We start from the raw sequence: 25,387 nt of genomic DNA, 5'->3' as shown, positions 1-25,387 counted from the left end.
AAACCGGGCGGAAGCGCCGGTCCAGGAGACCCCCCATGCCCTCCGCCCGCCCGCAGGGCGATACCGGCCGGCACGCCGCGCCGGCGCCGCCGGCGTCAGGCCGCGTCCCAGGGCGCCTCCCAGGGAAAGGCCCGGATGATGCGGACCGCCTCCTCGCGCCGCAGGTCCTGCACCACCTCGACCGCCGGCCAGTCCGGCTGCCGGTTCTGCCACGCCGCCACCCCCGGCAGGCCGAGGCCCAGCACCGGGCGGGAGCCCGGCACGTCGCTGGCGCGCGCCGCCACCACCACGCGCGGAATGCCGAACTGGGCGATCACGGTGCTGCACATCAGGCAGGGCTCGCAATTGGTGTAGAGCGTGCAGCGCCGCAGGGCCGCCGCGCTGCCGAGCCGCCTCCAGGCGGCGCGGAGGGCCATCACCTCGCTATGCGCCGAGGGATCGCGGTCGGCGCGCACCTGGTTGTGGCCCTCGCCCACCACCAGGCCGCCCGGCGCGCCCTCCGGGTCCACCACTACCGCGCCGAAGGGCGTCTGGCCGCGCGCGGCGGCCCGTTCCGACTGCGCCAGGGCGAGGCCCATGAAGGCCGCGTCGCGATCCTGCTGCATCTTTCCCCTCCGCCCCTCTCCGCCTTGCCGGGATGCCGCCGCGTCCGGCCCGGACTATTCGTATCGAGTCCCGCCGCCAACCGCGAGGGTGCGATGCGCCCCCCCCCCGCCGCCGGCCGGCCTCGGAAGCGGTCTTCAGGGGACGGTCCCGCCCCCGCTGGCATGCCGCCGCCCGAGGCCCTATGGTCCGCCCACCTTGCCAGCCTTCCGGATGGAACCCCCTTGCCATGCGTGACGCGAACCTGACCGGCTATGCCCCGATGCTGCTGCCCGGCGTGACCCCCGAGGACCTGACCGAGGTGCAGTCCCGCGTCGTCGCCTGCAACAATGGCGGCGGGGCGCTTGGCCACCCGACCGTCTATCTCCGCATCGAGGACCGGCAGGTCACCTGCCCCTACTGCTCCCGGACCTATGTCCTGGCCGAGGGCGCGGGCGACGACGGGCACCACTGATGGCCGGCGCGGAAGGAACCGTCCCGTCCGGGATCCTGGCCGAGGCCCCGAAGGAGGCCGAGCCGCACCTGATCCTGGTCGACGGCTCGGGCTACATCTTCCGCGCCTTCCACGCCCTGCCGCCGATGACGCGGCCGGACGGGGTGCCGGTGAACGCCGTCTTCGGCTTCACCAACATGCTGGGCCAGTTCCTGACCCGCCATGCCAGCACGCATATCGCGGTGGTCTTCGACGCCTCCCGCGTCACCTTCCGCAACCAGATCTACGACCAGTACAAGGCGCACCGGCCCGAGGCGCCGCCGGAGCTGGTGCCGCAGTTCGCCCTGATCCGCGAGGCCACGGCGGCCTATGGCGTCGCCTGCATCGAGCTGGAGAACTACGAGGCGGATGACCTCATCGCCGCCTATGCCCGCGGCTTCGAGGCGCTGGGCGGGCAGGTGACGATCGTCTCCTCCGACAAGGACCTGATGCAGCTCGTCCGTCCCGGCGTGCAGCTGCTGGACCCGATCAAGCAGAAGCCGATCCGCGAGCCGGACGTGCTGGAGAAGTTCGGTGTCCCGCCGGAGAAGGTGGTGGACGTGCAGGCGCTGGCCGGCGACAGCACCGACAACGTGCCCGGCGTGCCCGGCATCGGCATCAAGACCGCCGCGGCGCTGATCACCGAGTATGGCGACCTAGAGGGGCTGCTGGCCGCGGCGCCGCAGATCAGGCAGCCGAAGCGGCGCGAGGCGCTGATCGCGCATGCCGAGCTGGCGCGGATCAGCCGCCGGCTGGTGCAGCTCGATGCCGCGGCGCCGCTGCCGCGCCCGATCGACGACCTGCTGGCCCGCCCGCCGGAGCCGGGCCGGCTGGCCGGCTTCCTGCGCGAGCAGGGCTTCCGCTCGCTGCTGCACCGCATGGGGCTGGACGGCGACGCGGCGCCGGAGAGCGCGCCGGTCAGCCGGCCGCGCTTCGTGCCGCAACTGCCGGAGCCGGCGCCGGGCGCCACCACCGAGATCACCCCCGCCGCCGATGCCGCGCCCTTCGGCCCCTACGAGACGGTGACCGACGCGGCGGGCCTCGCCCCCTACCTGGAGGCGGCGCGGGCCGGCGGCCTGCTGGCGATCGACACCGAGACCGATGCGCTGGGCGCGCTGCGGGCCAATCTGGTGGGCCTCTCGCTGGCTGTGGCGCCGGGCCGCGCCTGCTACATCCCGTTGCGCCACGGCCCGCCGCCGGGCACCGGGGACATGCTCCAGGCCGCGCCCGAGGCGCCGGCGCAGATGACGCAGGAGGCGGTGGTCGAGGCGCTGCGGCCGCTGCTGGCCGATCCCGCCATCCTCAAGATCCTGCACAACGCCAAGTACGATCTGGAGGTGCTGGGCCGGCCCGAGCACGGCGCCCTCACCCTCGATCCGGTCGATGACACCATGCTGATCTCCTACAGCATGGATGCCGGCCGGCACGGGCACGGCATGGACGAGCTGTCGCTGCGCCATCTCGGCCACCGCCCGGTGTCCTTCGACGAGGTGACCGGCACGGGCCGCGCCCGGATTCCCTTCAGCCAGGTGGCGCTCGACAAGGCGACGGCCTATGCCGCCGAGGATGCCGATGTCACGCTCAGGCTCTGGCACGCGCTGCGGCCGCGCCTGCTGCCGAACCGGGCGCTGGCGCTCTATGAGCAGGTGGAGCGCCGCATGGTCGGCGTGCTGCGCGAGATGGAGGTCGCCGGCATCCGGGTGGACGGCGCCGAGCTGGCCCGCATCGGCGAGGATTTCGGCCAGCGCATGGTGACGCTGGAGCAGGAGATCCATGGCCTCGCCGGCAAGCCCTTCAATGTCGGCTCCCCGAAGCAGCTGGGCGAGATCCTGTTCGACGAGATGGGCCTGCCCGGCGGCAAGCGCGGCAAGGCCGGCGCCTGGGGGACGGATGCCGCCGTGCTGGAGGATCTCGCCGCGCGCGGCCATGAACTGCCGCGCCGGGTGCTGCACTGGCGCCAGCTCGCCAAGCTGAAATCCACCTATGTCGAGGGGCTGGCGGCGCAGATCGACAAGCGCGACGGCCGCGTCCACACCGATTTCTCCATGGCCGTCACCTCCACCGGCCGGCTCTCCTCGACCGAGCCCAACCTGCAGAACATCCCGATCCGCACCGAGGAGGGGGCGCGCATCCGCCGCGCCTTCGTCGCCGAGCCGGGGCATGTGCTGCTGGCCGCCGACTATTCGCAGATCGAGCTGCGGCTGCTGGCCCATCTGGCCGACGTGCCCTCGCTGCGCGAGGCCTTCGAGCGCGGCGAGGACATCCACAGCCGCACCGCCGCCGACATCTTCAACCTCGACCCCGCGAAGGTGGACCGGGAGGCGCGGCGCCGGGCCAAGACGATCAACTTCGGCATCATCTACGGCATGTCGGCCTTCGGCCTGGCGGCGCGGCTCGGCATCGGGCCGGGCGAGGCGCGCGGCATCATCGAGGCCTATTTCACCCGCTACCCCGGCATCCTGGAGGAGATGGAGCGGCTGAAATCCGAGGCGCGCGAGCGCGGCTATGTCGAGACGCCCTTCGGCCGCCGGCTCTGGATCGACGGCATCCAGGCGCGCGAGCAGGCGCGGCGCGGCAATGCCGAGCGCGCCGCCATCAACGCTCCCTTCCAGGGGGGCGCGGCCGAGATCATCAAGCGCGCCATGGTGCGCATGCCGCTGGCGCTGCGCGAGGCGGGCCTCGCCGCGCGGATGCTGCTGCAGGTGCATGACGAGCTGCTCTTCGAGGTGCCGGAGGCGGAGGTGGAGGCGACCTCCGCGGTGGTGCGGCAGGTGATGGAAGGCGTCGCCCAGCTGCGCGTGCCGTTGAAGGCCGAGATCGGGTTCGGGCCGAACTGGGGCGTGGCGCATTGAGGAAGGGCGCAGGGCGACGCCCTCACCGGCCCCGCTGACGCACCCCAGCCCCGCGCCGCTCCCGGTTGAGCCTTGCGCGCCAAGGGTCTATCCCGCGCCCGATGCTGTGACTGCCGGAAAGGTTCGCCCCCCATGGCCGATATCGTGACCATCCGCCGCGCCCTGATCTCGGTGCATGACAAGACCGGGCTGCTGGATTTCGCCCGCTTCCTCGCCGGCAAGGGCGTGGAGATCCTCTCGACCGGCGGCACCGCGCGCCTGCTGCGCGAGGCCGGACTGCCGGTGAAGGACGTCTCCGACCACACCGGCTTCCCCGAGATCCTGGACGGCCGGGTCAAGACCCTGGTGCCGCAGATCCATGGCGGCCTGCTCGGCCGCCGCGACGATGCGGGTCATGTGGCGCAGATGGCGCAGCACGGCATCGCGCCGATCGACCTGCTGGTCTCCAACCTCTACCCCTTCGAGGCCACCGTCGCGAAGGGCGCCTCCCATGGCGAGACGGTCGAGGAGATCGACATCGGCGGCCCGGCCCTGACCCGCGCGGCGGCCAAGAACCATGCCGATGTCACCGTCATCACGGCGCCGGAGCAGATGGCCGAGGTGCAGGCCGAGATCGAGCGGCAGGGCGGCCCCGGCCTGGCCACCCGCCGCCGCCTCGCCGCCGCCGCCTTCGCCCGCACGGCGGCCTATGACGCCGCCATCTCCGCCTGGTTCGCCGAGGGGCTCGGCCAGGAGTTCCCGCCGCGCCTGGCCGCCGCCGGGGTGCTGCGGCAGACGCTGCGCTACGGCGAGAACCCGCACCAGCGTGCCGCCTTCTACACCGACGGCTCGAACCGCCCCGGCATCGCCACCGCCGAGCAGGTGCAGGGCAAGGAGCTGTCCTACAACAACCTGAACGACACGGACGCCGCCTTCGAATGCGTCGCCGAGTTCGAGCGGCCGGCCATCGTCATCGTCAAGCACGCCAATCCCTGCGGCGTGGCCGAGGGCGCCGATCTCGCCGGCGCCTGGGAGCTGGCGCTGCGCTGCGACCCGGTCTCGGCCTTCGGCGGCATCGTCGCCGCCAACCGCAGGCTCGACGCCGCGGCGGCGGAGCGCATCTCGGCCATCTTCACCGAGGTGGTGGTGGCGCCGGACGCGGATGAGGCGGCGCGGGCCATCTTCGCCCGCAAGAAGAACCTGCGCCTGCTGCTGACCGGCGGCCTGCCCGACCCGGCGGCGCCGGGCCGCCTGCTGCGCTCCGTCTCGGGCGGCTTCCTGGCGCAGTCGCGCGATGCCGGCCGCGTGGCGCCCGAAGGGCTGAAGGTGGTGACGAAGCGGGCGCCGACGGAGCACGAGATGGCCGATCTGATCTTCGCGTTCCGCGTCTGCAAGCACGTGAAGTCGAACGCCATCGTCTATGCCCGCGGCGGCGCCACGGTGGGCGTCGGCGCCGGGCAGATGAGCCGGGTGGATTCGGCGCGCATCGCCGCCTGGAAATCGGCCGAGGCGGCCAAGGCGGCCGGGCTGGAGGCGCCGCTGGCGCATGGCTCGGTGGTCGCCTCCGACGCCTTCTTCCCCTTCGCGGACGGGCTGCAGGCGGCGGCGGCGGCCGGCGCCACGGCGGTGATCCAGCCGGGCGGCTCGATCCGCGACAACGAGGTGATCGCGGCGGCGGACGAGGCCGGCCTCGCCATGGTGCTGACCGGCATGCGCCACTTCCGCCACTGAGCGGCGGAACCGGACGAGTCGGCCGGGAGAGGAGTCCCCCCCCCTCCCGGCTGCGCCCTCAGTCGCGGTAGTCGATGCCCGGTAGGCTCTTCACCTGCTCCTCGGTCATGTCGATCGTCACGCGCCGCTCGCCGGGCTTGAGGCTGAGCCTGTTCAGCGGCACCGAGACATACTTGTCCGTCATGCCGAGCCGGCCCTCGACCTCCACCACGGTGGTGACGATGCGCCCGCTCGCGGTGTCGATCACCAGGTCCTCGACCTCGCCGATCTCCTTGTTGTCGGTGCTGTAGACGTCGCGGTCCATCAGCTGCTTGGCGCGGATCTGGCCTTCTTCGATCCGCATGCCGCCGCTCTGCGCGAAGGCCAGCCCGGGCAGGGCCATGGCGAAGCTGGCGGCGAGAATGATCTGGCGCATAAGCCCATGTTTCCTTTCAGGTTCTTATGGGCGGTCAACGTCGCCCCGGTGGCCGGGTTGCATATTTTTAACCCTTGCCAACCAGCCCCACGTCCGGCGGCGCTCCGCCGAGGGCGCGGTACATGAAGGTGGTGGCGCACCGCCCCCCGGGCTCCAGCGCATAGCCGGGCACCTCGCCGACGGCGATCCAGCCCAGCGCGCGATAGAGCCGTTCCGCCGCCTCGCCGCTCTTGGTGTCCAGCACCAGCAGGTCGCGCCCCTCCTCGCGGGCCAGCGCCTCCAGCCGCAGCATCAGCGCCCGGCCGACGCCCTGCCGCCGGGCCGCGGGATGCACCATCACCTTCGCCACCTCGGCGCGGTGCCGGCCGTTCGGCAGGCCGGCCAGGACCAGCGAGGCGGTGCCGGTCACGGCGCCCCGCCCATCCCGTGCCAGGAGCATCCGCCGCTCGCCCGTGGCGAGGGCGCCGGCGAGCCCCTCCCAGTAGGCCGCCGCCTCGGCCGGCCGCATCGGCGGGAGGAAGCCGATGCTGGCCCCGGCCTCGACGCAGGCGACCAGCAGCCCGGCGAGGCCGGGCAGGGCCGCGGGCAGGGTCCCGGCGGTCAGTTCCTCGATCATGGCGGCGGCTCCTTCAGGGCTGGCAGATGGCCAGGACGTAGCGCGCGGCGGCGCCTCCGGCCGGGCAGTGGAAGCGGTTCGGGCCGTGCAGGCGGTAGCGCAGGCAATCGCCGGGGGAGAGGCGGTGCGTCACCGGCCCGATCGTCAGCTCCAGCGCACCCTCCAGCAGCCAGAGGTGATGCTCCAGCCCCGCCAGGGGCGGGGCGGCATAGGCGATGGCGGCACCCGGCGGCAGCAGGCCTTCCAGCAACTCGCCGCGCAGGCCCGGCCCGGGTGGCGAGACGGCGCGGCGGCGGAAGCCGGTCTCGGGATCGGTCCAGCGCGGCTGCGCGGCGGCGGGGAGGAGGTCAGGTGCGGCCTCCTCCACCTCGGCCATCAGCCGCGACAGGGTCAGGCCATGGGCGGCGCAGAGCCGGCCCAGCATGGCGGCGGTCGGGCTGGCCTCGCCCCGCTCCAGTCGTGACAGGGTGGCGCGGCTGATGCCGCTCCGCTCCGCCAGCTGGTCCAGCGACAGGCCGCGTGCCGCGCGCAACTGCCCCAGCCGGGTGGCGATGCGGGCCTCAATAGGATCGGGCGCCTCGACATCTCTCATGGATGAGAAAATCTCTCATTAGAGAGATATCGTCAAGCCGGACCACCCGTCCGGCCGCGGGTAGGAATCCTTGGGCGAAACAAGGCTATAGCCCGTTTCCCCCGTCCCCGGCGCGGCAAAGCGCTCTAGGATAGGCGCGTCACGGAGTCGCTCATGCCCGATTGGTTGCTGCCCCTGGCCTGTCTCGCCGTGCTGATCACCCTGGGTCTCCTGGCGGTGGCGCTGCGGCGCCCCGCGGCGGCCCCGGCCGCGGAGGGCTTCATGCTGCTGGCCGGCAAGCTGGAGGCCCTGGCCGGCACGCAGGAACGGCTGGCCGGCATGACCGCCGAGCGCCTGGCGCAGCAGGACCGGATGCTGGGCGAGCGGCTGGAGGAGACCACGCACCGCCTGGCCCAGGCGCTGACGGCGCAGAACGAGAAGCTCGCCGCCGCCAACCTGGCCGTCCACCGCGCCCTGGCGGCGCAGAACGAGCGGATGGACGCGGCGCTGGCGGCGCAGAACGAGAAGCTGGCGCGCAACCTCTCGGAGCAGGCCCGTCAGGCGCAGGAGACGGCCGGGCAGATCCAGGAGCGGCTCGCCGTCATCGACGCGGCGCGGCAGAACATGGAGGCGCTGGGCGGGCAGGTGAACAGCCTGACCGCCATCCTGGGCAACAAGCAGTCGCGCGGGGCCTTCGGCGAGATGCAGCTGCGGCAGCTGATCGAGGACCGCCTGCCGCCGGATGGCTTCTCCTGGCAGCACACCCTCTCGACCGGCGCGCGATGCGACTGCCTGATCCGCCTGCCCTACCCGCCCGGCCCGGTCGCGGTGGACAGCAAGTTTCCGCTGGAGGCCTGGACCGCGCTGCGCGAGGCGGAGGACGCCCCGGGCCGCGCCGTCGCCGCCCGGCAGTTCAACGCCGACATGCGCCGCCATGTGGACGACATCGCCCGCAAGTACCTGATCCCCGGCGAGACGGCGGAGGCGGCGATCCTCTTCGTCCCCTCAGAGGCGGTCTTCGCCGAGCTGCACACCGGCTTCGCGGCGCTGGTGGACGAGGCGCAGCGGCGCCGGGTCTATGTCGCCTCGCCCACCACGCTCTGGGCCATGCTCTCCGCCATGCGGGCGCTGATGCAGGATGTCCGGATGCGGGCCCAGGCGGGGCGCATCCAGGAGGAGGTGGCGAAGCTGATGGTTGACCTCACCCGGCTGAACGAGCGCGTCGGCCGTCTGAAGGCGCATTTCAACCAGGCGCAGGACGACATCCGCCAGATCGACATCACCACCGACAAGATCCTGCGCGCCGGGGCGCGGATCGAGGCCGTCGAGGTGGAGGAGGAGACCCCCCGGGGGGAGACGCTGCCGCAAGCGGCGCTCGGCGCGTGAGCGGGCTGCAACTGCAGTCGGGCCTCGGGCTGCTCGGCCTCGCGGCCCTGGCCTGGGCCCTGGGCGGCTTCCGCCGCCCGGTCCCCTGGCGCATCCTGCTGGCCGGGCTGGCGCTGCAGGTGGCGCTGGCGGCGATGCTTCTGCACCTGCCGCCGCTGCGCGCCGCCTTCGCCGCGCTGGGCGAGGCGGTGACGGCGCTGAACCGGGCGACCCAGGCCGGCACCGCGCTGGTCTTCGGCTATCTGGGCGGCGCCCCCCTGCCCTATGCCGAGATCCGGCCGGGGGCCAGCTTCATCCTGTTCTTCCAGGCCCTGCCGCTGATCCTGGTGGTAGGCGCGCTCTCCGCCCTGCTCTACCACTGGCGCATCCTGCCCCTGCTGGTGCGGGGCATCTCGGCGGCGCTGCGCCGCGCCTTCGGTCTGTCCGGCGCCTGCGGCTTCTCGGTCGCCGCCAATGTCTTCGTCGGCATGGTCGAGGCACCGCTGCTGATCCGCCCCTGGCTGGCGCGGCTCTCCACCGCCGAGATGATGATCGTCATGACCGCGGGGCTCGCGACCATCGCCGGCAACATGATGGTGGTCTACGCGACGCTGCTCGCGCCGGTGGTGCCGGACGCGGCGGGTCAGCTCCTGGTGGCGAGCCTGATCAGCGCCCCCGCCAGCGTCCTGGCCGGCGCGCTGATGCGCCCGCCCCGGGCCAGCCCCGATTCCGGCTCCGGCCCGCCGCCCGTCGCGGAGGAGGCCCATGCGCCCCGCCTCTATGACAGTTCCATGGAGGCCCTGGTGCGCGGCACGGCGGACGGGCTCTCCCTGCTGCTCGGCGTGATGGCCAGCCTAATCGTCTTCGTCGCGCTGGTGACGCTGGCCGACATGATCCTGCAGCCGCTGACCGGCTGGTCGCTGCAGGCGCTGTTCGGCCTGCTGTTCCGGCCGCTGGCCTGGCTGATGGGCATTCCCGGCGAGCATCTGGCGACCGTCGCCGGATCGCTCGGGCTCAAGGTCGTGCTGAACGAGTTCGTCGCCTATCTGCAGCTCGCCACCTCAGGCGGGCTGGGGCTGGACGATCGCAGCCGGCTGATCCTGACCTACGCGCTCTGCGGCTTCAGCAACTTCGCCTCCCTCGGCATCATGCTGGCCGGCATGACCGGGATGTGCCCCGAGCGGCGGGGCGACATCCTGGCGCTGGCCTGGCCCTCGCTGGTGGCGGCCAACCTCGCCTGCTGCATGACGGGGGCGGTGGTGGGGCTGTTGACGGTGCCGTGAGCGGCGGGAAGGCTCCGCGACGGTAGCTTTCCCTTATGCGATCTGCCAATGACAGACGGGCTGGAGAGGACGTCCTGCCCTGTTGCGGAGCTGGCGCGGCGCGCTGGCCAGGGGCCTGTCCGGCCGGCCGCAGGTCAGTCGTCATCGCGATGCCCGCAATCGGATGATGGGCGTCGAGCCTGTTTCGTCCCGGTGAGAGGATAGGAATGTCGAGCACTGCTCTGCCACGCGTCCCGGCGCCCGGCGCCTTTCCGGCCGGTCCGGCCCCGACATCCCTGCCGCACTGCTTCAGCCCCGCCTCCTTCTGGTCGCCCCTGCATGTGGTGGAATCCGCCTGGCTCGAGCATGCCCCTTTCGCCTTCTGGCTCGTTGAGGCGCTGCAACCGCGCAGCCTGGTGGAGCTCGGCACGCACAACGGCTACTCCTTCCTGACCTTCTGCCAGGCGGTGCAACGGCTCGGCCTGCCCACCGCCTGCTACGCGGTGGACACCTGGGAGGGTGACGAGCATGCCGGCTTCTATGGCGGCGAGGTCCATGCCGAGCTTTCCGCCACGGTGGAGCGCCACTATGCCGGCTTCACCCGCCTGCTGCGCTGCCGCTTCGATCAGGCGCTGCCCTATTTCGCCGATGGCAGCATCGATCTGCTGCATATCGACGGCCGCCACACCTTCGAGGATGTGAGGGAGGACTTCGAGTCCTGGCGGCCGAAACTGTCGCGCCGGGCAGTGGTGCTGTTCCACGACACCAATGTGCGCGAGCGCAACTTCGGTGTCTGGCGCTTCTGGGAGGACCTGTCGCAGCAGCATCCGAACTTCGAGTTCCTGCACGGGCACGGCCTCGGCGTGCTGGCGGTCGGCCCCGAGGTTCCGGACGGCCTGCGCGCCCTGCTGGGCGCCTCGCCGGAGGAGGTGAGCGCCATCCGCGCCGCCTATGCCCATCTGGGTCATGGCGCCACCCATCAGTTCCAGCTGGAAGTCACGCGCCGGCAGCTCGGCCAGGCCCAGGCGGCGGAAGCGACCCAGGCCGCCGCGCACCAGGCCCACCGCCTGGCCGCCCAGGCCGAGGCCGACCAGCTGCGGCGCAGCCTCGCGGCGCAGCAGGCCGAGGCGGAGCAGCTTCGCGGCGAGGCGGAGCGGCTGCGGGACAGCCTGGCCGCCGAGCAGGCCGCGCTGCGGGCGCAGGCCGAGCACTGGACGGCCACGGCGCAGGCCCAGGCCGAGCGCTGGACCGCTGATCTCTCGGCGCAGCAGGCCGCCAGCCAGGCCGAGATCGAGGCCCTGCGCGCGGCGAACCAGGACAGCGGAGCCGCGCTGGCCCTGGCGCGGGACGAGGCGTCCCGGCTGGAGCGCCAGGCCGCCGAGCTACGCGAACAGGCCGAGGAGCAGCACCGGACCCTGCAGGAGCTGCGCCAGGCCCTGGCCGAGCGGGAGGCCATGCAAGCCGACCTGCAATCGGCCTTCGCCGCCGTGATGGCGCAGGTCTCGCAATCCGAGCAGAGCCTCGCGGAGCTGCGGCAGAGCACCCTGTGGCGCCTGACCGGCCCGCTGCGGGAGGGGCTGACGCGGATGCCGCAACCCCTGCGTCTGACGCTGCGGCGCTTCGCCAAGGCGACCTGGTGGGCGGCGACGCCGCACCGCATGCCGCAGCGCCTGGCCTTCCTGAAGGCGCGCCGCGAGCTCCTGGCGGCGAACCTGCTGTCCACGCCCGTGGCGCCGGCGGCGGCGCTGGAGATCCCCCCGGAAACCACGCAGGAGGCCGCGCCCGCGCCGCTCATGGCGCTGGCCCCGGCCGCCGCCGCGCCCGCCCACCTGGCCTTCCATCCCGCGCCGCCGGGCAGCGGCCCCGACCGCATGGCCGACCGCAACGGGCGCTATGCCCTGGAGGCGCAGGATGGCGGCTATATCTACGTGCCGCCGGCCCCGCCGCCGGATCTCGACCGGCGCCTCGCCGCGCTGCCGCGCCGGCCGCACTTCTCGATCGTGGTGCCGACCTACAACACCACGACCGACCTGCTCTCGCGCCTGCTCGCCTCGGTGAAGGCGCAATGGTATCCGGACTGGACCCTCATCCTGGCCGATGACGCCAGCCCGAAGGCGGAGACGCGCGACTTCCTGCGCGGCCTCGACGATCCGCGCTATCACGTCATGCTGCTGGAGAAGAACAGCGGGATCTCCGGCGCCACCAACGCGGCGATCGAGCAGGCCAAGGGCGATTATGTCGTCTTCCTCGACCATGACGACGAGCTGACCGAGGACTGCCTCTGGGAGCTGGCGCTCCGCATCGCGCAGGACGATCCCGATTTCCTCTACAGCGACGAGGACAAGATCGACGAGCAGGGCCGCTTCTGCCAGCCCTTCTTCAAGCCGGACTGGTCGCCCGACACGATGATGAGCACCATGTTCACCTGCCATGTGAGCTGCGTGCGCCGCAGCCTGCTGCGCGAGGTGGGGCCGCTCAACTCCGAGTTCGACGGCAGCCAGGACTGGGACCTGATCCTGCGGGTCACGGAGCGCGCGCGGCGCATCGCCCACATCCCCAAGGTCCTCTATCACTGGCGCATCATCCCGAGCTCGGTCGCGGCGGACATCTCCGCCAAGCCCTATGCCGTCCTGGCGGGCCAGCGCTGCCGCGAGGCCGCCATGCAGCGCCGCGGCACGCCGGGCCGGATGGAGCCCGTCGAGCAGATGTTCGGCTATTTCCGCGCCCGCTACGACGTCCGCGGCAATCCGCTGATCTCGATCATCATCCCGAGCCGCAACAATGGCGCGGTGCTGCGCCGCTGCGTCGATTCCATCGACGCCACCAGCAGCTGGCGGAACTTCGAGTTCATCATTCTCGACAACGGCTCCGACCAGGCGGAGACCCTGGGCATCCTGAAGGCGCTGGAGCAGCGGGACGGGACGCGGGTGATCCGGCACGACGCGCCCTTCAATTACTCCGAGCTCAACAACATCGGCGCGCGCGCGGCGCGGGGCGAGATCCTGCTGTTCCTGAACGACGACACCGAGCTGCTGACGCCGGACGGTCTGGAGCGGATGGCGGGATACGCGCAGCAAAGCCACATCGCCGCGGTCGGCGCCAAGCTCCTCTACCCGGAGACCCGGCGGGTCCAGCATTCCGGCCTGATCAACCTCGCCTGCGGCCCCTGCCATGCCCTGCATGGCGAGACCGCCGATGCCTTCGGCAACTTCATGCGCAACCTGCTCGAGTACAACTGGGTCGCCGTGACGGGGGCCTGCATGATGATCGAGCGCGGCAAGTTCGAGGCGGCCGGCGGCTTCGACGAGACGTTTCCCGTCTCCTACAACGATGTCGATCTCTGCTTCCGCCTGCTGAAGCAGGGGCTTTATCACGTGGTCTGCCCGTCGGTGCACCTGCTGCACCATGAATCGCTGAGCCGCGGGCAGGACCACGAGGTGCCCGAGCGCCGCGCCCGCCTCGATGCCGACCGCTACCGCCTCTATGCCGCCCATCCGGACATGCTGATGCACGACCCCTTCCACAATCCGAACCTGCATCCCGAGAACGTGCATTTCGCGGTGCCGGCATGAGCGAGGCGCCTCTCGCGGCGCGCCCGCCCGCGCAGCAGGACCCCCTCCCCGCCGCCTGGCCGGAGCATCTGCGAGATCTGCCGGCGCTGATCGAGGCCGCTGGGCTGGTCTCCTTCGACTTCTTCGACACCCTCTTCATCCGGCCCCTGGCCGATGCCGAGGACGCCTTCGACATCCTGGGCGAGAGCCGGGGCATCGCCGAGTTCCGCGCCCGCCGGCGGGCGGCGCAGGCGGGCGCCTTCCGGGTCATGCAGCAGGAGAAGCGCGGCGAGATCGACCTCGACGGCATCTACCGCTGCTTCGACGGCCTGCCCGACGCCGCCGCCATCCGCGACGCGGAATATGTGCTGGAGCAGGAGATCACCCTGCCCAATCCGGAGATGATCGCGGTGTTCCGCGCGGCGCTGGCGCAGGGCAAGCCGGTCGTCGTCACCTCCGACATGTACCTGCGCGCGCCCTGGTTCACCGCCCTGATGCGGCGGCACGGGCTGCCCGAGGTGCCGCTTTTCATCTCCGCCGACCGCGACTGCACCAAGCGCGACTTCGGCGCCCTGTTCGACCTGCTCTCCGCCGAGACCGGCGTGCCGAAGGAGCGGATCCTGCACATCGGCGACAATGCCGCCTCGGATATCGGCAAGGCGCGGGAGCGGGGACTGGTCGCCTTCCACTACCGCGAGCCCCGGCTGCCGCCGCGGTGCAAGGGCATCTCGCCCGCCGCCTCCCTGGCCCGCGCGCTGATCCGCAACCACCAGCAGGAGGTGCCTCCCGGCAGCCTCCGGGAGCTGGGCTTCCAGAAGGGCGGGCCCGCCGCGCTCGGTTTCCTCGACTGGATCGCCGGCGCGGCGCGACGCGACGGCATCGAGCACATCCTTTTCGTCTCCCGCGACGGTCACATCCTGCGGCGGATGGCGGAGCAGGTGCGGCCAGAGGAGCTGCCGCCGTCCTCCTATCTGCTGGGCTCGCGGGTCGCCTTCACCCTGGCGGCCATGACCCCGGCCAATTTCGAGAGCCACCTGCCCTTCCTCCTCTCCGGCGCCGACGGCCTCTCGCCGGCCGAGCTGCTGGCGCGGATCGACGTGCCGGCGCCGGGCGCCAGCGTCCTGCGCGATCTCGGCCTGGGGCCGGAGACGCGGTTCCGGCACGACCAGCCGGAGCCGATGCGCGGCCTGCTCAAGGCCTGGCGCTGGGAGATCCTGAAGATCGCCCGCCGCAACCGGCGCGGCCTGCTGCGCCACCTCCTGGAGCTGGGCCTGCGGCCGGGGCAGCGTGTCGCGCTGGTCGATGTCGGCTGGAACGGCACCACGCAGGAGGCCTTCGTCGCGGCGCTGCGCGGCCTCATGCCGCTGGATGTGACCGGCTACTACTTCTGCCTGGCGGACAGCGAGGATGCCCGCCGGCGCCGTGCCCTCATGCCGATGGAGTCCCTGGTCGGCCCGGACAGCGTGCCGCCCGGGATGCTGGCGGCCATCCACGCCAACCGCGTCGCGGCGGAGTTCTTCTTCTCGGCGCCGCATGACCCGGTGATCGGCTACAGGGATGATGCCGGGGGCGTGGTGGCGGTGGAGGATCCCGGCCGCGCGCCCACCGACGGCATCCAGGCGATGGCGCGGGAGCTGGAGGAGGGCATGCTGGACTTCGCCCGGCACCACACCGGCTGGACGCGGCGCCTGGGGCTGCGCGCGGATCCGCTGGGCCTCGCCATGCCGCTCCTGGAGGAGATGGCGGACGGCAGCTGGGCCGACCATCCGCGGCTGCGCCTGGTGAGGAACTTCGATTCCTGGGCCAGCTCGGCCAACCACACCATGTGGCTGACGGATTACGCGGCGCGCCCCTGAGCCGGCATCAAGGAGCCGGCATGAAAAAGGGGGAAGGCCCGGCGGACCTTCCCCCCTTTCTGCTCTCCGGCCGGGGCCGCCTCAGCGCCCCGACATGATCCGCTCGACCAGCTGCCGCACCGTCGGGATGAAGCCGTTGGAGTAGAACGGGTCCTGGCCGAAGCGGTAGGCATTGTGGCCGGCGAACATCAGGTTGTGCTCCACCGCGCCATCATGCGCGATGTCCTGCAGCGTCTTCTGGATGCAGAAGCTGCGCGGGTCGGCGCGCTTGCCGTTGTTGTAGTCCGGGCCATGCTGCGTCCAGTTGGAGAAGCGGCAATGGGACAGGCAGCCCATGCAGTCCGTCTGGTCCTTCAGGATCTCGCGCGAGTTCTCGGGCGTGACGAAGACCAGCGTGTTGTCGGGCGTGCGCAGCGCCTCGGTATAGCCCTGGGCCTCCCAGTGATGCACGCGCTCCAGATCGCCCGGCGCCAGCCAGACCAGCCGCTTGCGCGGCCCGACGCCGTATTCGGCGGTGTGCTCGCCCACCGGCTCGGGGCTGATCGCCACCTGCCGCTCGTTGCGGGCCTCGAGATCCCGCAGGAAGTCGTTGCGCACCGCCGAGGAATAGAAGCCGGTCGGCGAGAAGGGCTGCAGCAGCACGTCGCCGGGCTTCAGGGTCAGCAGCCGCTGCTTCCAGGCCTCGCTGATCGGGGATTCGCGGGTGAGCAGCGGCCGGGTGCCGAACTGGAAGGCGACCGGCCCGAGCTCGGGATTGTCGATCCAGTCCTCCCACTCCTCCAGCCACCAGACGCCGCCGGCCATGATGATCGGCACATCGCCCAGGCCGAACTGGCGCATCTGCTCGCGCAGCTTGCGGACGCGCTCATAGGGCGCCTCGGGGCGGTTCGGGTCCTCGGAATTGGACAGGCCGTTGTGCCCGCCCGCCAGCCAGGGGTCCTCGTAGACCACGCCGCCCAGCAGCTCGGAGACCTTGCTGTAGCTGCGCTTCCACAGCGCCGTGAAGGCCCGGCCGGAGGAGACGATGGGGTAGTAGAAGGTGTTGAACTCGCGGGCGATCTCGGCCAGGCGATAGGGCATGCCGGCGCCGCAGGTGATGCCGTTGATCAGGCCGCGCGCGCCTTCCAGGACACCGCGCAGCACCCGCTCGGCGCCGCCCATCTCCCAGAGCACGTTGATATGGACCCGGCCCTGGCCGCCGGCCCGCTCATGGGCCTCGCGCGCCTGGGCGATGCCGCCGGCGATGCCGTAGGCGACCAGCTCCTCGTGACGGTCCCGCCGGGTGCGGCCGTGATAGACCTGCCGGATGACATGGCCGTCCGCGTCATAGCTGTCGGCGTTGACGCCCGAGAAGGTGCCGACGCCGCCGGCGCCCGCCCATTCCCCGCAGGAGGCCCCGGTGGACACGGCCACGCCCTTGCCCCCCTCCACCAGCGGAAGCACGTCCACACCGCCCATACGGATCGCGTTGATTGCCTTCACCGCAGTTCTACCGTCCCAGAAACGAATTTCACGATAGCGTCATTTAAGGCCGGCCGCACGTATTCCGAGGGCCGGCCCGGTAATTTTTGGAAATGTGATGTGAGCGTGGCGGCCCTTCCCGAGGGAAGGCCGCCGCCACGTCCAGCCGGACCGAAGCCTCAGTCGGCCGCGTGATCGCGGCGGGGGCGCCGCTCGCGCCGCTCGCCACGGGGCTCGCGCTCGCCGCGCTCGCCGGCGTCGCCGCCCTCGCCACCCTCGCGGGGACGGCGGGCGCCGACCTGCTCGGTGATATCGGCACCGCTGGCCTGATCGACAACCCGCATGGACAGCTTCACCTTGCCGCGGTCGTCGAAGCCCAGCACCTTCACCTTCACCTTGTCGCCCTGCTTGACGATGTCGGTGGTCTTGCTGACGCGCTCGTTGGCCAGCTCGGAGATGTGCACCAGCCCGTCCTTGGCGCCGAGGAAGTTCACGAAGGCGCCGAAATCGGCGGTCTTCACCACGGTGCCGTTGTAGATCTGGCCCACCTCGGGCTCGGCGGTGATGCCGCGGATGCGGTCGATCGCCGCCTGGGTCGCCTCGGGGCTGGTCGACGCGATCTTGATCGTGCCGTCATCCTCGATGTCGATCTTGGTGCCGGTGGTCTCGACGATGTCGCGGATCACCTTGCCGCCGGTGCCGATGACCTCGCGGATCTTGTCCTTCGGCACGTTGATGATGGTGATCTTGGGCGCGTTGGAGGCGACATCGGTGCGGGCGCCGGTCAGGCCCTTGGCCATCTCGCCCAGGATGTGCAGCCGGCCGCCCTTGGCCTGCTCCAGCGCGATCCGCATGATCTCGGGCGTGATCGAGGTGATCTTGATGTCCATCTGGAGGGAGGTGATGCCCTCCTCCGTGCCGGCCACCTTGAAGTCCATGTCGCCGAGGTGGTCCTCGTCGCCCAGGATGTCGGAGAGGACGGCGAAGCCCTTCTCCTCCTTGATCAGGCCCATGGCGATGCCGGCGCAGGGGCGCTTCAGCGGCACGCCGGCATCCATCAGCGACAGCGAGGTGCCGCAGACGGTGGCCATCGAGGAGGAGCCGTTCGACTCCGTGATCTCCGACACGACGCGCATCGTGTAGGGGAAGGTCGACTTCTCCGGCAGCAGCGGGCGGATGGCGCGCCAGGCGAGCTTGCCATGGCCGATCTCGCGGCGGCCGGGGCTGCCCATCCGGCCCGTCTCGTTCACCGAGTAGGGCGGGAAGTTGTAGTGCAGCATGAAGTTCTCGCGGTACTCGCCCGCGAGCTGGTCGATGATCTGCTCATCCTGCCCGGTGCCCAGGGTCGCGACGCAGAGCGCCTGGGTCTCGCCACGGGTGAACAGCGCCGAGCCATGCGCGCGGGGCAGCACGCCGACCTCGGCCACGATCGGGCGCACGGTCCTGGTGTCGCGGCCGTCGATGCGGATGCCGGTGTCGAGGATGGCGTTGCGGACCACGTCCGCCTCCAGCTCCTTCAGGAGGCCCTTGGCCTGCGCGGCCTCGTCCTCGCTGAGCTGCGCCAGGATCGCCTTCTTGGCCTCGCCCACCTTGCCGTAGCGGACGAGCTTCTGGGTCTCCTTGTAGGCCTCGGCGATCGAGGCGCGGCCCAGCTCGGCCAGCTTCGCCTTGAGCGCGACGGTCTCGGCGGACTCCTCCGGCAGGTCCCACGGCTCCTTGGCGGCGCGCTCGGCCAGCTCGATGATGCCCTCGATCACCGGCTGGAAGCCCTGGTGGCCGAAGTTCACGGCGCCCAGCATGTCGTCCTCGGACAGCTCCTGCGCCTCGGACTCGACCATCAGCACGCCCTCGGCGGTGCCGGCCAGCACCAGGTCGAGCTTGGAGGTCTTCATCTGCTCGAGCGTCGGGTTGAGGACATAGGCGCCCTCGATCAGCCCGACGCGGGCGGCGCCGACGGGGCCGAAGAACGGGATGCCCGACAGCGTCAGCGCGGCGGAGCAGCCGACCATGGCGACGATGTCGGGGTTGTTCTCCATGTCATGCGACAGCACCGTCGCGATGACCTGCACCTCGTTGCGGAAGCCCTCGGGGAAGAGCGGGCGGATCGGCCGGTCGATCAGGCGCGAGATCAGCGTCTCGCTCTCCGACGGGCGCCCCTCGCGCTTGAAGAAGCCGCCGGGGATCTTGCCGGCGGCGAAGGCCTTCTCCTGATAGTTCACGGTAAGCGGGAAGAAGTCCTGCCCCGGCTTCACGCTGCGGGCACCGACCACCGTGCACAGCACGATGGTGTCGCCGAGGCGCGCCATCACGGCGCCATCCGCCTGCCGCGCGACCTTGCCGGTCTCCAGCGTCAGGGTCTTGCCGCCCCAGGCGATGTCCTTGCGGAAGTAGTTTTCGAACATGGATCGTCCTTGCATCGCGGCCCGCCTTCACGATGGCGGGCCCTGCGTCGCGCCGCGCGGCGCGGTGGCCGGCGCGGCAATGCCGAAAGGGCGATGCGGGATGGCCAGTGCCGGACCGATCTCGCCCCCGGGACAGCGTCCCGGTGGCTTCCGGCGTCTCGGGCGGCATGGATGGCCGCGAGGGTTCCCGCGGAACGCACCATGTGGCCGGAAACGCCGCCACGCGGCCTGGCCGTTCATCCGGCAGGATCGCGCTCGGCGCAGCCTCAGTCATGCCCGCATGCCCGCGGGTCCGGGCGCCCGCCTCCGGGCGGCCCGGCGCGCCTTATGAACCGAATGGGCGCGGGATGCCACGGGAAAATATCCCGCCGCCAGGGCGGGGGCCGGTCCGGCCCGCCCCGCTCCCCGAAAAAAGGGCGGAGCCTCGCGGCCCCGCCCCCGTCATCCCGAAAAGCCCGGAAGGCTCAGGCCGCGCTCTTCAGCGCCGCGGCCTTCACCTCGTCGCTCACCGTGCCGGCGAAGCTCTCGAAGTTCTTCTCGAACAGCGAGACCAGATGCGCCGCCTGCCGGTCATAGGCCGCCTTGTCGGCCCAGGAGTCGCGCGGGTTCAGCACCTCGGAGGGCACGCCCGGCACGTTCTGCGGCACGGCGAGGCCGAAGAACGGGTCGGTCGCGAACTCGGCCTGGGCCAGGCTGCCATCCAGCGCGGCGCGCAGCAGGGCGCGGGTGTGCTTGATGGACATGCGGTGGCCGGTGCCATAGGCGCCGCCGGTCCAGCCGGTGTTCACCAGCCAGACCTGGGCGCCGTGCCTGGCGATCAGCTCGGCCAGCATCTTGCCGTAGACCTCGGGGTGGCGCGGCAGGAAGGGGGCGCCGAAGCAGGTGGAGAAGGTGGCCTGCGGCTCGCGGCCCAGACCCTTCTCGGTGCCGGCGACCTTGGCGGTGTAGCCGGACATGAAGTGGTACATCGCCTGGGCCGGCGTCAGCCTGGCGATCGGCGGCAGCACGCCGAAGGCGTCGGCCGTCAGCATCACCACGTTCTTCGGCAGGCCCGCCATGCCGCCCGGCGCGGTGCCGGGGATGAACTCGATCGGATAGCAGGAGCGGGTGTTCTCGGTCAGCGAGCCGTCGTCGAGGTCGAGATTGCCGCGCTCATCGCCGATGACGTTCTCCAGCACGGCGCCGAAGCGGTGCGAGGCGTTCCAGATCTGCGGCTCGGCCTCGCGGCTGAGCTTGATGACCTTGGCGTAGCAGCCGCCCTCGAAGTTGAAGACGCCCTTCGGCGACCAGCCATGCTCGTCATCGCCGATCAGCGCCCGCTCGGGGTCGGAGGAGAGGGTGGTCTTGCCGGTGCCGGACAGGCCGAAGAACAGCGCGGTGTCGCCGTCCTTGCCGACATTGGCCGAGCAGTGCATCGGCAGCACGCCCTGGGCCGGCAGCAGCCAGTTCATCACGGTGAAGATCGACTTCTTGATCTCGCCCGCATAGCTGGTACCGGCGATGGCGATGATCTTCCTGGCGAAGGACAGCGCGATCAGCGTGGTGGAATTCGCGCGGCCGCCATGCTCCGGCTTCGCCTCCATCTCGGGGGCGTGCAGGATGGTGAAGTCCGGCGTGAAGCCTTCCAGCTCCTCGACGGGCGGGCGGATGAACATGTTGCGGGCGAACAGCGCGTGCCACGCATTGGTCGTCACCAGCCGGACCTTGATGCGGTAGGCCGGGTCGGCGCCGGCGTAGAGGTCCTCGGTGAACAGCTCCTCGCGCCCGCCCAGCCACTGGCGGACATCGGCGGCGAAGGTCTCGAACTTGGCCGGGTCCAGCTTCTGGTTGACCTTGCCCCACCAGATCTCCTGCGAGACCTCGGGGTCGTCGGCCACGAACTTGTCGGCGACGGAGCGGCCGGTGTGCACGCCGGTCACCGCCATGAAGGCGCCATCGGCGGAGAGGCGGCCCTCACCACGGCGCAGCGCATGGGCGTAGAGGCCAGATGCGGTCAGGTTGGCATGGACGGCGGAAGCGGTGGTCACACCGGTTCCGGCGAGGGCCGCGGCGGAAGCGGCGTTCGGCGCTGTCATCTGGCTCTAGTCTCCAATCAAGGCGCTGTTCCTCCGGCGGACAGACTCCGCCGGGGCAGTAGCCATTGAAATTCCCCGCGCTCAGAAGGCATCCCATACGGATGTCGCGCCGCAGGACGGCGGACGACGAAAGTATCACATGCATTGCGGGCGCGGTTGCAGAAATCCTAGGCGGCCTCCCCCGTCGCGGTCAATGTTCGTGTTGTTGTCTTATTATACGACGAATACGCGGTCATCCGCCGCTTGCGCGTCGATCAGCGGCCCATCGTGTTACCCTGCGGAACAGATCAGCTCGGCCAACTGCCGCCGCGCCATCTCCGGCCCGTCCACCGGCTGCGGAAAGGCCCATCGCCACCGCCGCTCGCCGGCGGTGAAATCCGCGCCATCCACATCGAGCGCGACCAGCCGCCAGGGACCGGCGGGAAGCGCCGGACAGCACCGCGCCAGCCCGCTGGACAGACGCTCATCCGCTTGAAACTCCGCGACAATCCCTGCCTCGGCCGCGGCCAGGGCAGCCGCCGTGGCGGGCGGCGGCGCGACCTCGGAGGCGCGCAGCCGGGCGGCGGCCGCGAAGCCGCCGACCAGCATCACCGCCTCGGGGCGAAGGCGCCACAGGCTGAAATCGGCAAAGCCGGCATAGGGAGCCGCATAAGGGTGCAGCGCCAGCCAGCGCGCTTTCAGCACCACCGTCTCATCCGGTGGAACCGGGGCCGCGAATCCGGTCACAGTCGCGCGAGGACGACGCTGCGGATTGATGAACTCACCCTCCTCCTGCACCATCAGGGCGCATTGGCCGTCGCTCTGCAATTGCCGCGTGTGAATCGCCAGGCGTGACAGCCAGAGCAGGGGCGCGAGGTCCGGCGCCATGGCCGGCGTCACCAGGCTGACGAAGGGCTGCCCCTGGTGCTGGGTGGCCAGGCTCCCCTGCCGCGCGCCGCGCAACAGGGCGCGGGCCTGGCGTATCGCTTCGGCCTTGTCCATCGGTGATACCGCTCCTCTGTCGCGACGCGCGCCGCCATCCTGGCCCGGCTTCGCCACAATCCGGCGCCATTGGCGAGAGAAAAGGCTTTCCGGAGAGACGCGCCCGCGAGACAAGCCTTTCCGGGCCGCCTATCTGTTCCGCGCCTCAACCAAGAGCCCCGAGGAGCCGCCCCGCATGCCCGCGACGATCGCCCTGGTCGATGACGACCGCAACATCCTGACCTCCGTCTCCATGACGCTGGAGCAGGAGGGCTTCCAGGTGCGGACCTACACCGACGGCGAGAGCGCGCTGCAGGGCCTGCTCTCCCGGCCCGTGGACCTCGCCGTGCTGGACATCAAGATGCCGCGCATGGACGGGATGGAACTGCTGCAACGGCTGCGCCAGCGCTCCTCCCTGCCGGTGATCTTCCTGACCTCGAAGGATGAGGAGCTGGACCAGCTCATGGGGCTGCGGCTCGGCGCCGACGACTACATCACCAAGCCCTTCAGCCAGCGCCTGCTGCTGGAGCGCATCCGCGCCCTGCTGCGCCGCAACGAGGCCAGCCGCGCCGAGGGCAGCGGCGCGCCGCCCACCGGCGTCATCACCCGCGGCGACCTGGTGCTGGACGAGACCAAGCACACCTGCAGCTGGAAGGGCCAGCCGGTGCAGCTCACCGTGACCGAGTTCCTGCTGGTCAAGACGCTGGCCCAGCGCCCGGGCATGGTGAAGAACCGCGACCAGCTGATCGATGCCGCCTATGGCGAGGCGATCTATGTGGACGACCGCACCATCGACAGCCACGTCAAGCGCGTGCGCAAGAAGTTCCGGGCGGTGGATGACGACTTCTCGATGATCGAGACGTTGTATGGCAGCGGCTACCGCTACAAGGAGGCCTGATGCCCGACGCCAGCGGCCGCCCGGCGCCGGCCCCGCCGCCGGCCGTGAGCCTGCCGCGCGAGCGGCGGCGGCGCATGTCGCCGCTGCTCCGGCGCATCCTCTTCGTCAACGCGGTGGCGCCGGCGCTGCTGGCCGCCTCCCTGCTCTATCTTGACCAGTACCAGACCGGCCTGCTCTCGGCCGAGGTCGAGGCGCTGCGCACCCAGGCCCGCATCTACGCCGCCGGCATCGCCGAGGCCGCCGTGCGGGTGCAGGACGACCGCGCCGTGCTGGTGCCCGATACCGCGCGCCCCCTGCTGCGCCGCCTGGTCGAGCCCAGCCCCAACACCCAGGCCAAGCTGTTCGACAACACCGGCCTGCTGGTGGCCGACAGCCGCGTGCGCGAGGGCCAGGGCGGTGCCATCGTCACCGAGCCGCTGACGCCGCCCGAGCACCGCAGCTGGCTGGCCGGCACCATCGGCGGGCTCTACGACCGCATCCTGGCGCTGCTGCCGCGCTCGATCCTCGGCCCGCGCAGCGCCGATGACGCGGTTTTCGTCGATGTCACCCCGGGCGCCCCGTCCTTCGACTGGCAGCCCGCCATCGGCCCCGACCGGCGCGAGGAGCTCCGGCTGGCGCTGGAAGGCGGGGTGCGGCCCTATATCCGCCGCACCAACGAGGGACGGCTGCTGGTGTCCGTGGCCGAGCCCGCCCGGCGCGGCAACCAGAGCGTCGGCATCGTGCTGCTGACGCGCGAGGCGCGGCAGGTGGACGAGCGGCTGCTGGAGATCCGCACCTCCGTCCTCGGCCTCTTCGTCCTGGCCCTGCTGCTCACCGTGGTGGCCTCGCTCTACCTCTCGCGCACCATCGCCGCGCCGATCCTCTCGCTGGCCGGCGCCGCCGCCGCCATGCGGCAGGGCAAGGGCCGCGCCGGCTCGGTGCCGACGCCGCTGCTGGCCCGCACCGACGAGATCGGCGTGCTGGCGCGCGACCTGCAATCCTCCGCCACCTCGCTCTGGGCGCGGATCGACCAGAACGAGCGCTTCGCCGCCGATGTGGCGCACGAGCTGCGCAACCCGCTGACCAGCGTGCGCTCGGCGCTGGAGACCTTGCGGCGGATCGAGAATCCGGAGCACCAGAAGCGGCTGCTCGACATCATCGCCGATGACGCGGTGCGGATGGACCGGCTGATCGCCGACATCTCCGACAGTTCCCGCGTCGATGCCGAGCTCTCCCGCACCGCCTCCGAGCCGGTGGACGTCGCCCCCTTCCTCTCCGCCCTGGCCGAGCTGCACAACAGCACCCGCAAGGAGGACGGGCCGGTGGTCGAGCTGGAGCTGGCGAAGCCGCCGCTGGTGGTGCGCGGCGTCGAGGGGCGGCTGGTGCAGGTGTTCCGCAACCTGCTGGGCAACGCCATCTCCTTCTCGCCGCCGCGCGGCAAGGTCTGGATGAAGGCGCGGCCGACCGGCGCGATGATGGAGTTCATGGTCGAGGACGAGGGGCCGGGCATCCCCGAGGCCAAGCTCGAGGGCATCTTCGACCGCTTCTACAGCGAGCGGCCGCATGGCGAGCAGTTCGGCCAGCATTCCGGCCTCGGCCTGTCGATCAGCCGGCAGATCGTCGAGGGCCTGGGCGGGCGGATCAGCGCCGAGAACCGGCGCGACGAATCCGGCAAGGTGGCCGGCGCGCGCTTCGTGGTGCGGCTGCCGATCGGCTGAGGCCCCGGCGGGGATCGCGCACTCAGGGCCGGGGCGGCGGCTCCTCCTCCTCTGGCCCCTCCTTTGGCCAGACCTCCGCCTCGGTGAGGCCCAGCGCGGCGAGGTCTGCGGCGCGCAGGGGTGCCTCCTCGGCCGCGAAGAACTCGTCGAGCTGGGGCGGCGCCACCGCCGTCCCGCTCAGCATGGCATGCGCCTGCCCGCGATGATGGATCTGATGCTGGAACAGGTGCAGCAGCAGCCGGTCCATCCGGTCCCGCTGGTCCCGCGCGCCGCGGTGCACGGTGATGATCCGCGCCAGATCCGCCTCGGTCAGCGCGCCGACCAGCGCGATCAGCCGGCGGTCCATCGCGGCCTGCGCCGCCCGCAGCGCCGGCAGGTCGGCGCAGGGCTCGGGATCGGCCCAGGCGGCGGGGCCGAGTCGGCCGCCTTCCAGGGCGTCGATATAGAAGCGGTCGATGACCAGGATGTGGTTCAGGGTGGCGCGCAGGCTGGGGAAGAAACCGGTGCGCGGCGCCGCGAACTCCTCCGGAGGCAGCCGCGCGCAGGCGGTCAGCAGGCGGTGGTTGGCCCAGGCGTTGTTGCAGGCCATGGCGCGGTAGGGGCGGAGCGCGGCCATGCCCA

18 protein-coding genes are annotated in these 25,387 nt (G+C 71.4%); 9 read left to right on the top strand and 9 right to left on the bottom strand.

Annotated features, from left to right (window positions below; genetic code table 11):
* Positions 1 to 95 precede the first annotated feature (95 nt).
* Complete coding sequence (locus ACVMLK_RS01975; protein ID WP_304621595.1) at positions 96 to 605, bottom strand: nucleoside deaminase; 510 nt, start codon at positions 603 to 605, stop codon at positions 96 to 98.
* A gap of 227 nt (positions 606 to 832) precedes the next feature.
* Here ACVMLK_RS01975 and ACVMLK_RS01970 point away from each other — a divergent pair, with 227 nt between their 5' ends.
* From ACVMLK_RS01970 to purH, 3 genes are all read left to right on the top strand, one after another.
* Complete coding sequence (locus tag ACVMLK_RS01970; RefSeq protein ID WP_198365049.1) at positions 833 to 1,057, top strand: zinc-finger domain-containing protein; 225 nt, start codon at positions 833 to 835, stop codon at positions 1,055 to 1,057.
* Positions 1,057 to 3,927 carry a DNA polymerase I gene (gene polA / locus ACVMLK_RS01965; RefSeq protein WP_457485456.1) on the top strand — a complete coding sequence of 957 codons (2,871 nt, stop codon included), beginning with the start codon at positions 1,057 to 1,059 and terminating at the stop codon, positions 3,925 to 3,927. The genes ACVMLK_RS01970 and polA overlap by 1 nt, the downstream gene beginning before the upstream one ends.
* 132 nt (positions 3,928 to 4,059) lie before the next feature.
* Complete coding sequence (purH, locus tag ACVMLK_RS01960) at positions 4,060 to 5,637, top strand: bifunctional phosphoribosylaminoimidazolecarboxamide formyltransferase/IMP cyclohydrolase (RefSeq protein WP_457485455.1); 1,578 nt, start codon at positions 4,060 to 4,062, stop codon at positions 5,635 to 5,637.
* Positions 5,638 to 5,695: 58 nt separating this feature from the next.
* Here purH and ACVMLK_RS01955 read toward each other — a convergent pair whose 3' ends face one another.
* The 3 genes from ACVMLK_RS01955 to ACVMLK_RS01945 form a co-directional block, all read right to left on the bottom strand.
* Positions 5,696 to 6,052 carry a PRC-barrel domain-containing protein gene (locus ACVMLK_RS01955; RefSeq protein ID WP_198365046.1) on the bottom strand — a complete coding sequence of 119 codons (357 nt, stop codon included), beginning with the start codon at positions 6,050 to 6,052 and terminating at the stop codon, positions 5,696 to 5,698.
* Positions 6,053 to 6,119: 67 nt separating this feature from the next.
* The gene (locus ACVMLK_RS01950) at positions 6,120 to 6,668 is read right to left on the bottom strand and encodes an N-acetyltransferase family protein (protein ID WP_457485454.1); all 549 of its coding nucleotides are present in this window, start codon (positions 6,666 to 6,668) and stop codon (positions 6,120 to 6,122) included.
* Between the two features lie 13 nt (positions 6,669 to 6,681).
* A complete protein-coding gene (locus ACVMLK_RS01945; RefSeq protein WP_457485453.1) occupies positions 6,682 to 7,260 on the bottom strand; it encodes a helix-turn-helix domain-containing protein in 579 nt (192 codons plus the stop codon).
* A 153-nt stretch (positions 7,261 to 7,413) separates the two neighbouring features.
* On the opposite strand from ACVMLK_RS01945, the gene ACVMLK_RS01940 reads away from it, so the two are divergent.
* The 4 genes from ACVMLK_RS01940 to ACVMLK_RS01925 all read left to right on the top strand — a co-directional run bounded on the left by ACVMLK_RS01940 (position 7,414) and on the right by ACVMLK_RS01925 (position 15,273).
* Positions 7,414 to 8,625: a DNA recombination protein RmuC gene (locus ACVMLK_RS01940; RefSeq protein WP_457485452.1), complete on the top strand. Its 1,212-nt coding sequence runs from the start codon at positions 7,414 to 7,416 to the stop codon at positions 8,623 to 8,625.
* Positions 8,622 to 9,887, top strand: a complete 1,266-nt coding sequence (locus ACVMLK_RS01935) for a NupC/NupG family nucleoside CNT transporter (protein WP_457485451.1) — start codon at positions 8,622 to 8,624, stop codon at positions 9,885 to 9,887. The genes ACVMLK_RS01940 and ACVMLK_RS01935 overlap by 4 nt, the downstream gene beginning before the upstream one ends.
* Before the next feature lie 206 nt (positions 9,888 to 10,093).
* Entirely contained in the window at positions 10,094 to 13,438 is a 3,345-nt protein-coding gene (locus ACVMLK_RS01930; protein WP_457485450.1) for a glycosyltransferase, read from the top strand.
* A complete protein-coding gene (locus tag ACVMLK_RS01925) occupies positions 13,435 to 15,273 on the top strand; it encodes a hydrolase (RefSeq protein ID WP_457485449.1) in 1,839 nt (612 codons plus the stop codon). Before ACVMLK_RS01930 ends, ACVMLK_RS01925 begins: the two co-directional genes overlap by 4 nt.
* 81 nt (positions 15,274 to 15,354) lie before the next feature.
* On the opposite strand, the gene ACVMLK_RS01920 is transcribed toward ACVMLK_RS01925, so the two are convergent.
* The 4 genes from ACVMLK_RS01920 to ACVMLK_RS01905 all read right to left on the bottom strand — a co-directional run bounded on the left by ACVMLK_RS01920 (position 15,355) and on the right by ACVMLK_RS01905 (position 22,192).
* Positions 15,355 to 16,755, bottom strand: coding sequence for an NAD(P)H-dependent flavin oxidoreductase (locus ACVMLK_RS01920; protein WP_198365039.1), 1,401 nt, complete (start codon positions 16,753 to 16,755; stop codon positions 15,355 to 15,357).
* A gap of 158 nt (positions 16,756 to 16,913) precedes the next feature.
* Entirely contained in the window at positions 16,914 to 19,136 is a 2,223-nt protein-coding gene (gene pnp / locus ACVMLK_RS01915; protein ID WP_457485448.1) for a polyribonucleotide nucleotidyltransferase, read from the bottom strand.
* A 464-nt stretch (positions 19,137 to 19,600) separates the two neighbouring features.
* A complete protein-coding gene (locus ACVMLK_RS01910) occupies positions 19,601 to 21,211 on the bottom strand; it encodes a phosphoenolpyruvate carboxykinase (RefSeq protein WP_457485447.1) in 1,611 nt (536 codons plus the stop codon).
* 270 nt (positions 21,212 to 21,481) lie between these two features.
* Positions 21,482 to 22,192 (bottom strand): HugZ family pyridoxamine 5'-phosphate oxidase, encoded by a 711-nt coding sequence (locus ACVMLK_RS01905; RefSeq protein WP_457485446.1) that lies wholly within the window; start codon positions 22,190 to 22,192, stop codon positions 21,482 to 21,484.
* A 175-nt stretch (positions 22,193 to 22,367) separates the two neighbouring features.
* On the opposite strand from ACVMLK_RS01905, the gene ACVMLK_RS01900 reads away from it, so the two are divergent.
* Together ACVMLK_RS01900 and ACVMLK_RS01895 are read left to right on the top strand one after the other, a co-directional pair.
* On the top strand, positions 22,368 to 23,069 hold the full coding sequence (locus ACVMLK_RS01900) for a response regulator transcription factor (RefSeq protein ID WP_457485445.1): 702 nt from the start codon (positions 22,368 to 22,370) through the stop codon (positions 23,067 to 23,069).
* Positions 23,069 to 24,766: a stimulus-sensing domain-containing protein gene (locus ACVMLK_RS01895; protein ID WP_198365034.1), complete on the top strand. Its 1,698-nt coding sequence runs from the start codon at positions 23,069 to 23,071 to the stop codon at positions 24,764 to 24,766. The genes ACVMLK_RS01900 and ACVMLK_RS01895 overlap by 1 nt, the downstream gene beginning before the upstream one ends.
* A gap of 22 nt (positions 24,767 to 24,788) precedes the next feature.
* Here ACVMLK_RS01895 and ACVMLK_RS01890 read toward each other — a convergent pair whose 3' ends face one another.
* The gene (locus ACVMLK_RS01890) at positions 24,789 to 25,382 is read right to left on the bottom strand and encodes a DinB family protein (protein ID WP_457485444.1); all 594 of its coding nucleotides are present in this window, start codon (positions 25,380 to 25,382) and stop codon (positions 24,789 to 24,791) included.
* Positions 25,383 to 25,387 lie beyond the last annotated feature (5 nt).

It is taken from the genome of Teichococcus aerofrigidensis, assembly GCF_054073225.1.
This window is presented reverse-complemented; position numbering and strand designations above follow the sequence as displayed.

What these genes read in the sequence shown, in the direction of transcription:
- ACVMLK_RS01950 (WP_457485454.1), bottom strand. Translation starts at nt 6,668, where the DNA reads ATGATCGAGGAACTGACCGCCGGGACCCTGCCCGCGGCCCTGCCCGGC.
- ACVMLK_RS01890 (WP_457485444.1), bottom strand. Translation starts at nt 25,382, where the DNA reads ATGGCCGCGCTCCGCCCCTACCGCGCCATGGCCTGCAACAACGCCTGG.
- polA (WP_457485456.1), top strand. Translation starts at nt 1,057, where the DNA reads ATGGCCGGCGCGGAAGGAACCGTCCCGTCCGGGATCCTGGCCGAGGCC.
- ACVMLK_RS01930 (WP_457485450.1), top strand. Translation starts at nt 10,094, where the DNA reads ATGTCGAGCACTGCTCTGCCACGCGTCCCGGCGCCCGGCGCCTTTCCG.
- ACVMLK_RS01945 (WP_457485453.1), bottom strand. Translation starts at nt 7,260, where the DNA reads ATGAGAGATGTCGAGGCGCCCGATCCTATTGAGGCCCGCATCGCCACC.
- ACVMLK_RS01975 (WP_304621595.1), bottom strand. Translation starts at nt 605, where the DNA reads ATGCAGCAGGATCGCGACGCGGCCTTCATGGGCCTCGCCCTGGCGCAG.
- ACVMLK_RS01900 (WP_457485445.1), top strand. Translation starts at nt 22,368, where the DNA reads ATGCCCGCGACGATCGCCCTGGTCGATGACGACCGCAACATCCTGACC.
- ACVMLK_RS01910 (WP_457485447.1), bottom strand. Translation starts at nt 21,211, where the DNA reads ATGACAGCGCCGAACGCCGCTTCCGCCGCGGCCCTCGCCGGAACCGGT.
- ACVMLK_RS01955 (WP_198365046.1), bottom strand. Translation starts at nt 6,052, where the DNA reads ATGCGCCAGATCATTCTCGCCGCCAGCTTCGCCATGGCCCTGCCCGGG.
- pnp (WP_457485448.1), bottom strand. Translation starts at nt 19,136, where the DNA reads ATGTTCGAAAACTACTTCCGCAAGGACATCGCCTGGGGCGGCAAGACC.
- ACVMLK_RS01970 (WP_198365049.1), top strand. Translation starts at nt 833, where the DNA reads ATGCGTGACGCGAACCTGACCGGCTATGCCCCGATGCTGCTGCCCGGC.
- ACVMLK_RS01940 (WP_457485452.1), top strand. Translation starts at nt 7,414, where the DNA reads ATGCCCGATTGGTTGCTGCCCCTGGCCTGTCTCGCCGTGCTGATCACC.
- ACVMLK_RS01925 (WP_457485449.1), top strand. Translation starts at nt 13,435, where the DNA reads ATGAGCGAGGCGCCTCTCGCGGCGCGCCCGCCCGCGCAGCAGGACCCC.
- purH (WP_457485455.1), top strand. Translation starts at nt 4,060, where the DNA reads ATGGCCGATATCGTGACCATCCGCCGCGCCCTGATCTCGGTGCATGAC.
- ACVMLK_RS01895 (WP_198365034.1), top strand. Translation starts at nt 23,069, where the DNA reads ATGCCCGACGCCAGCGGCCGCCCGGCGCCGGCCCCGCCGCCGGCCGTG.
- ACVMLK_RS01905 (WP_457485446.1), bottom strand. Translation starts at nt 22,192, where the DNA reads ATGGACAAGGCCGAAGCGATACGCCAGGCCCGCGCCCTGTTGCGCGGC.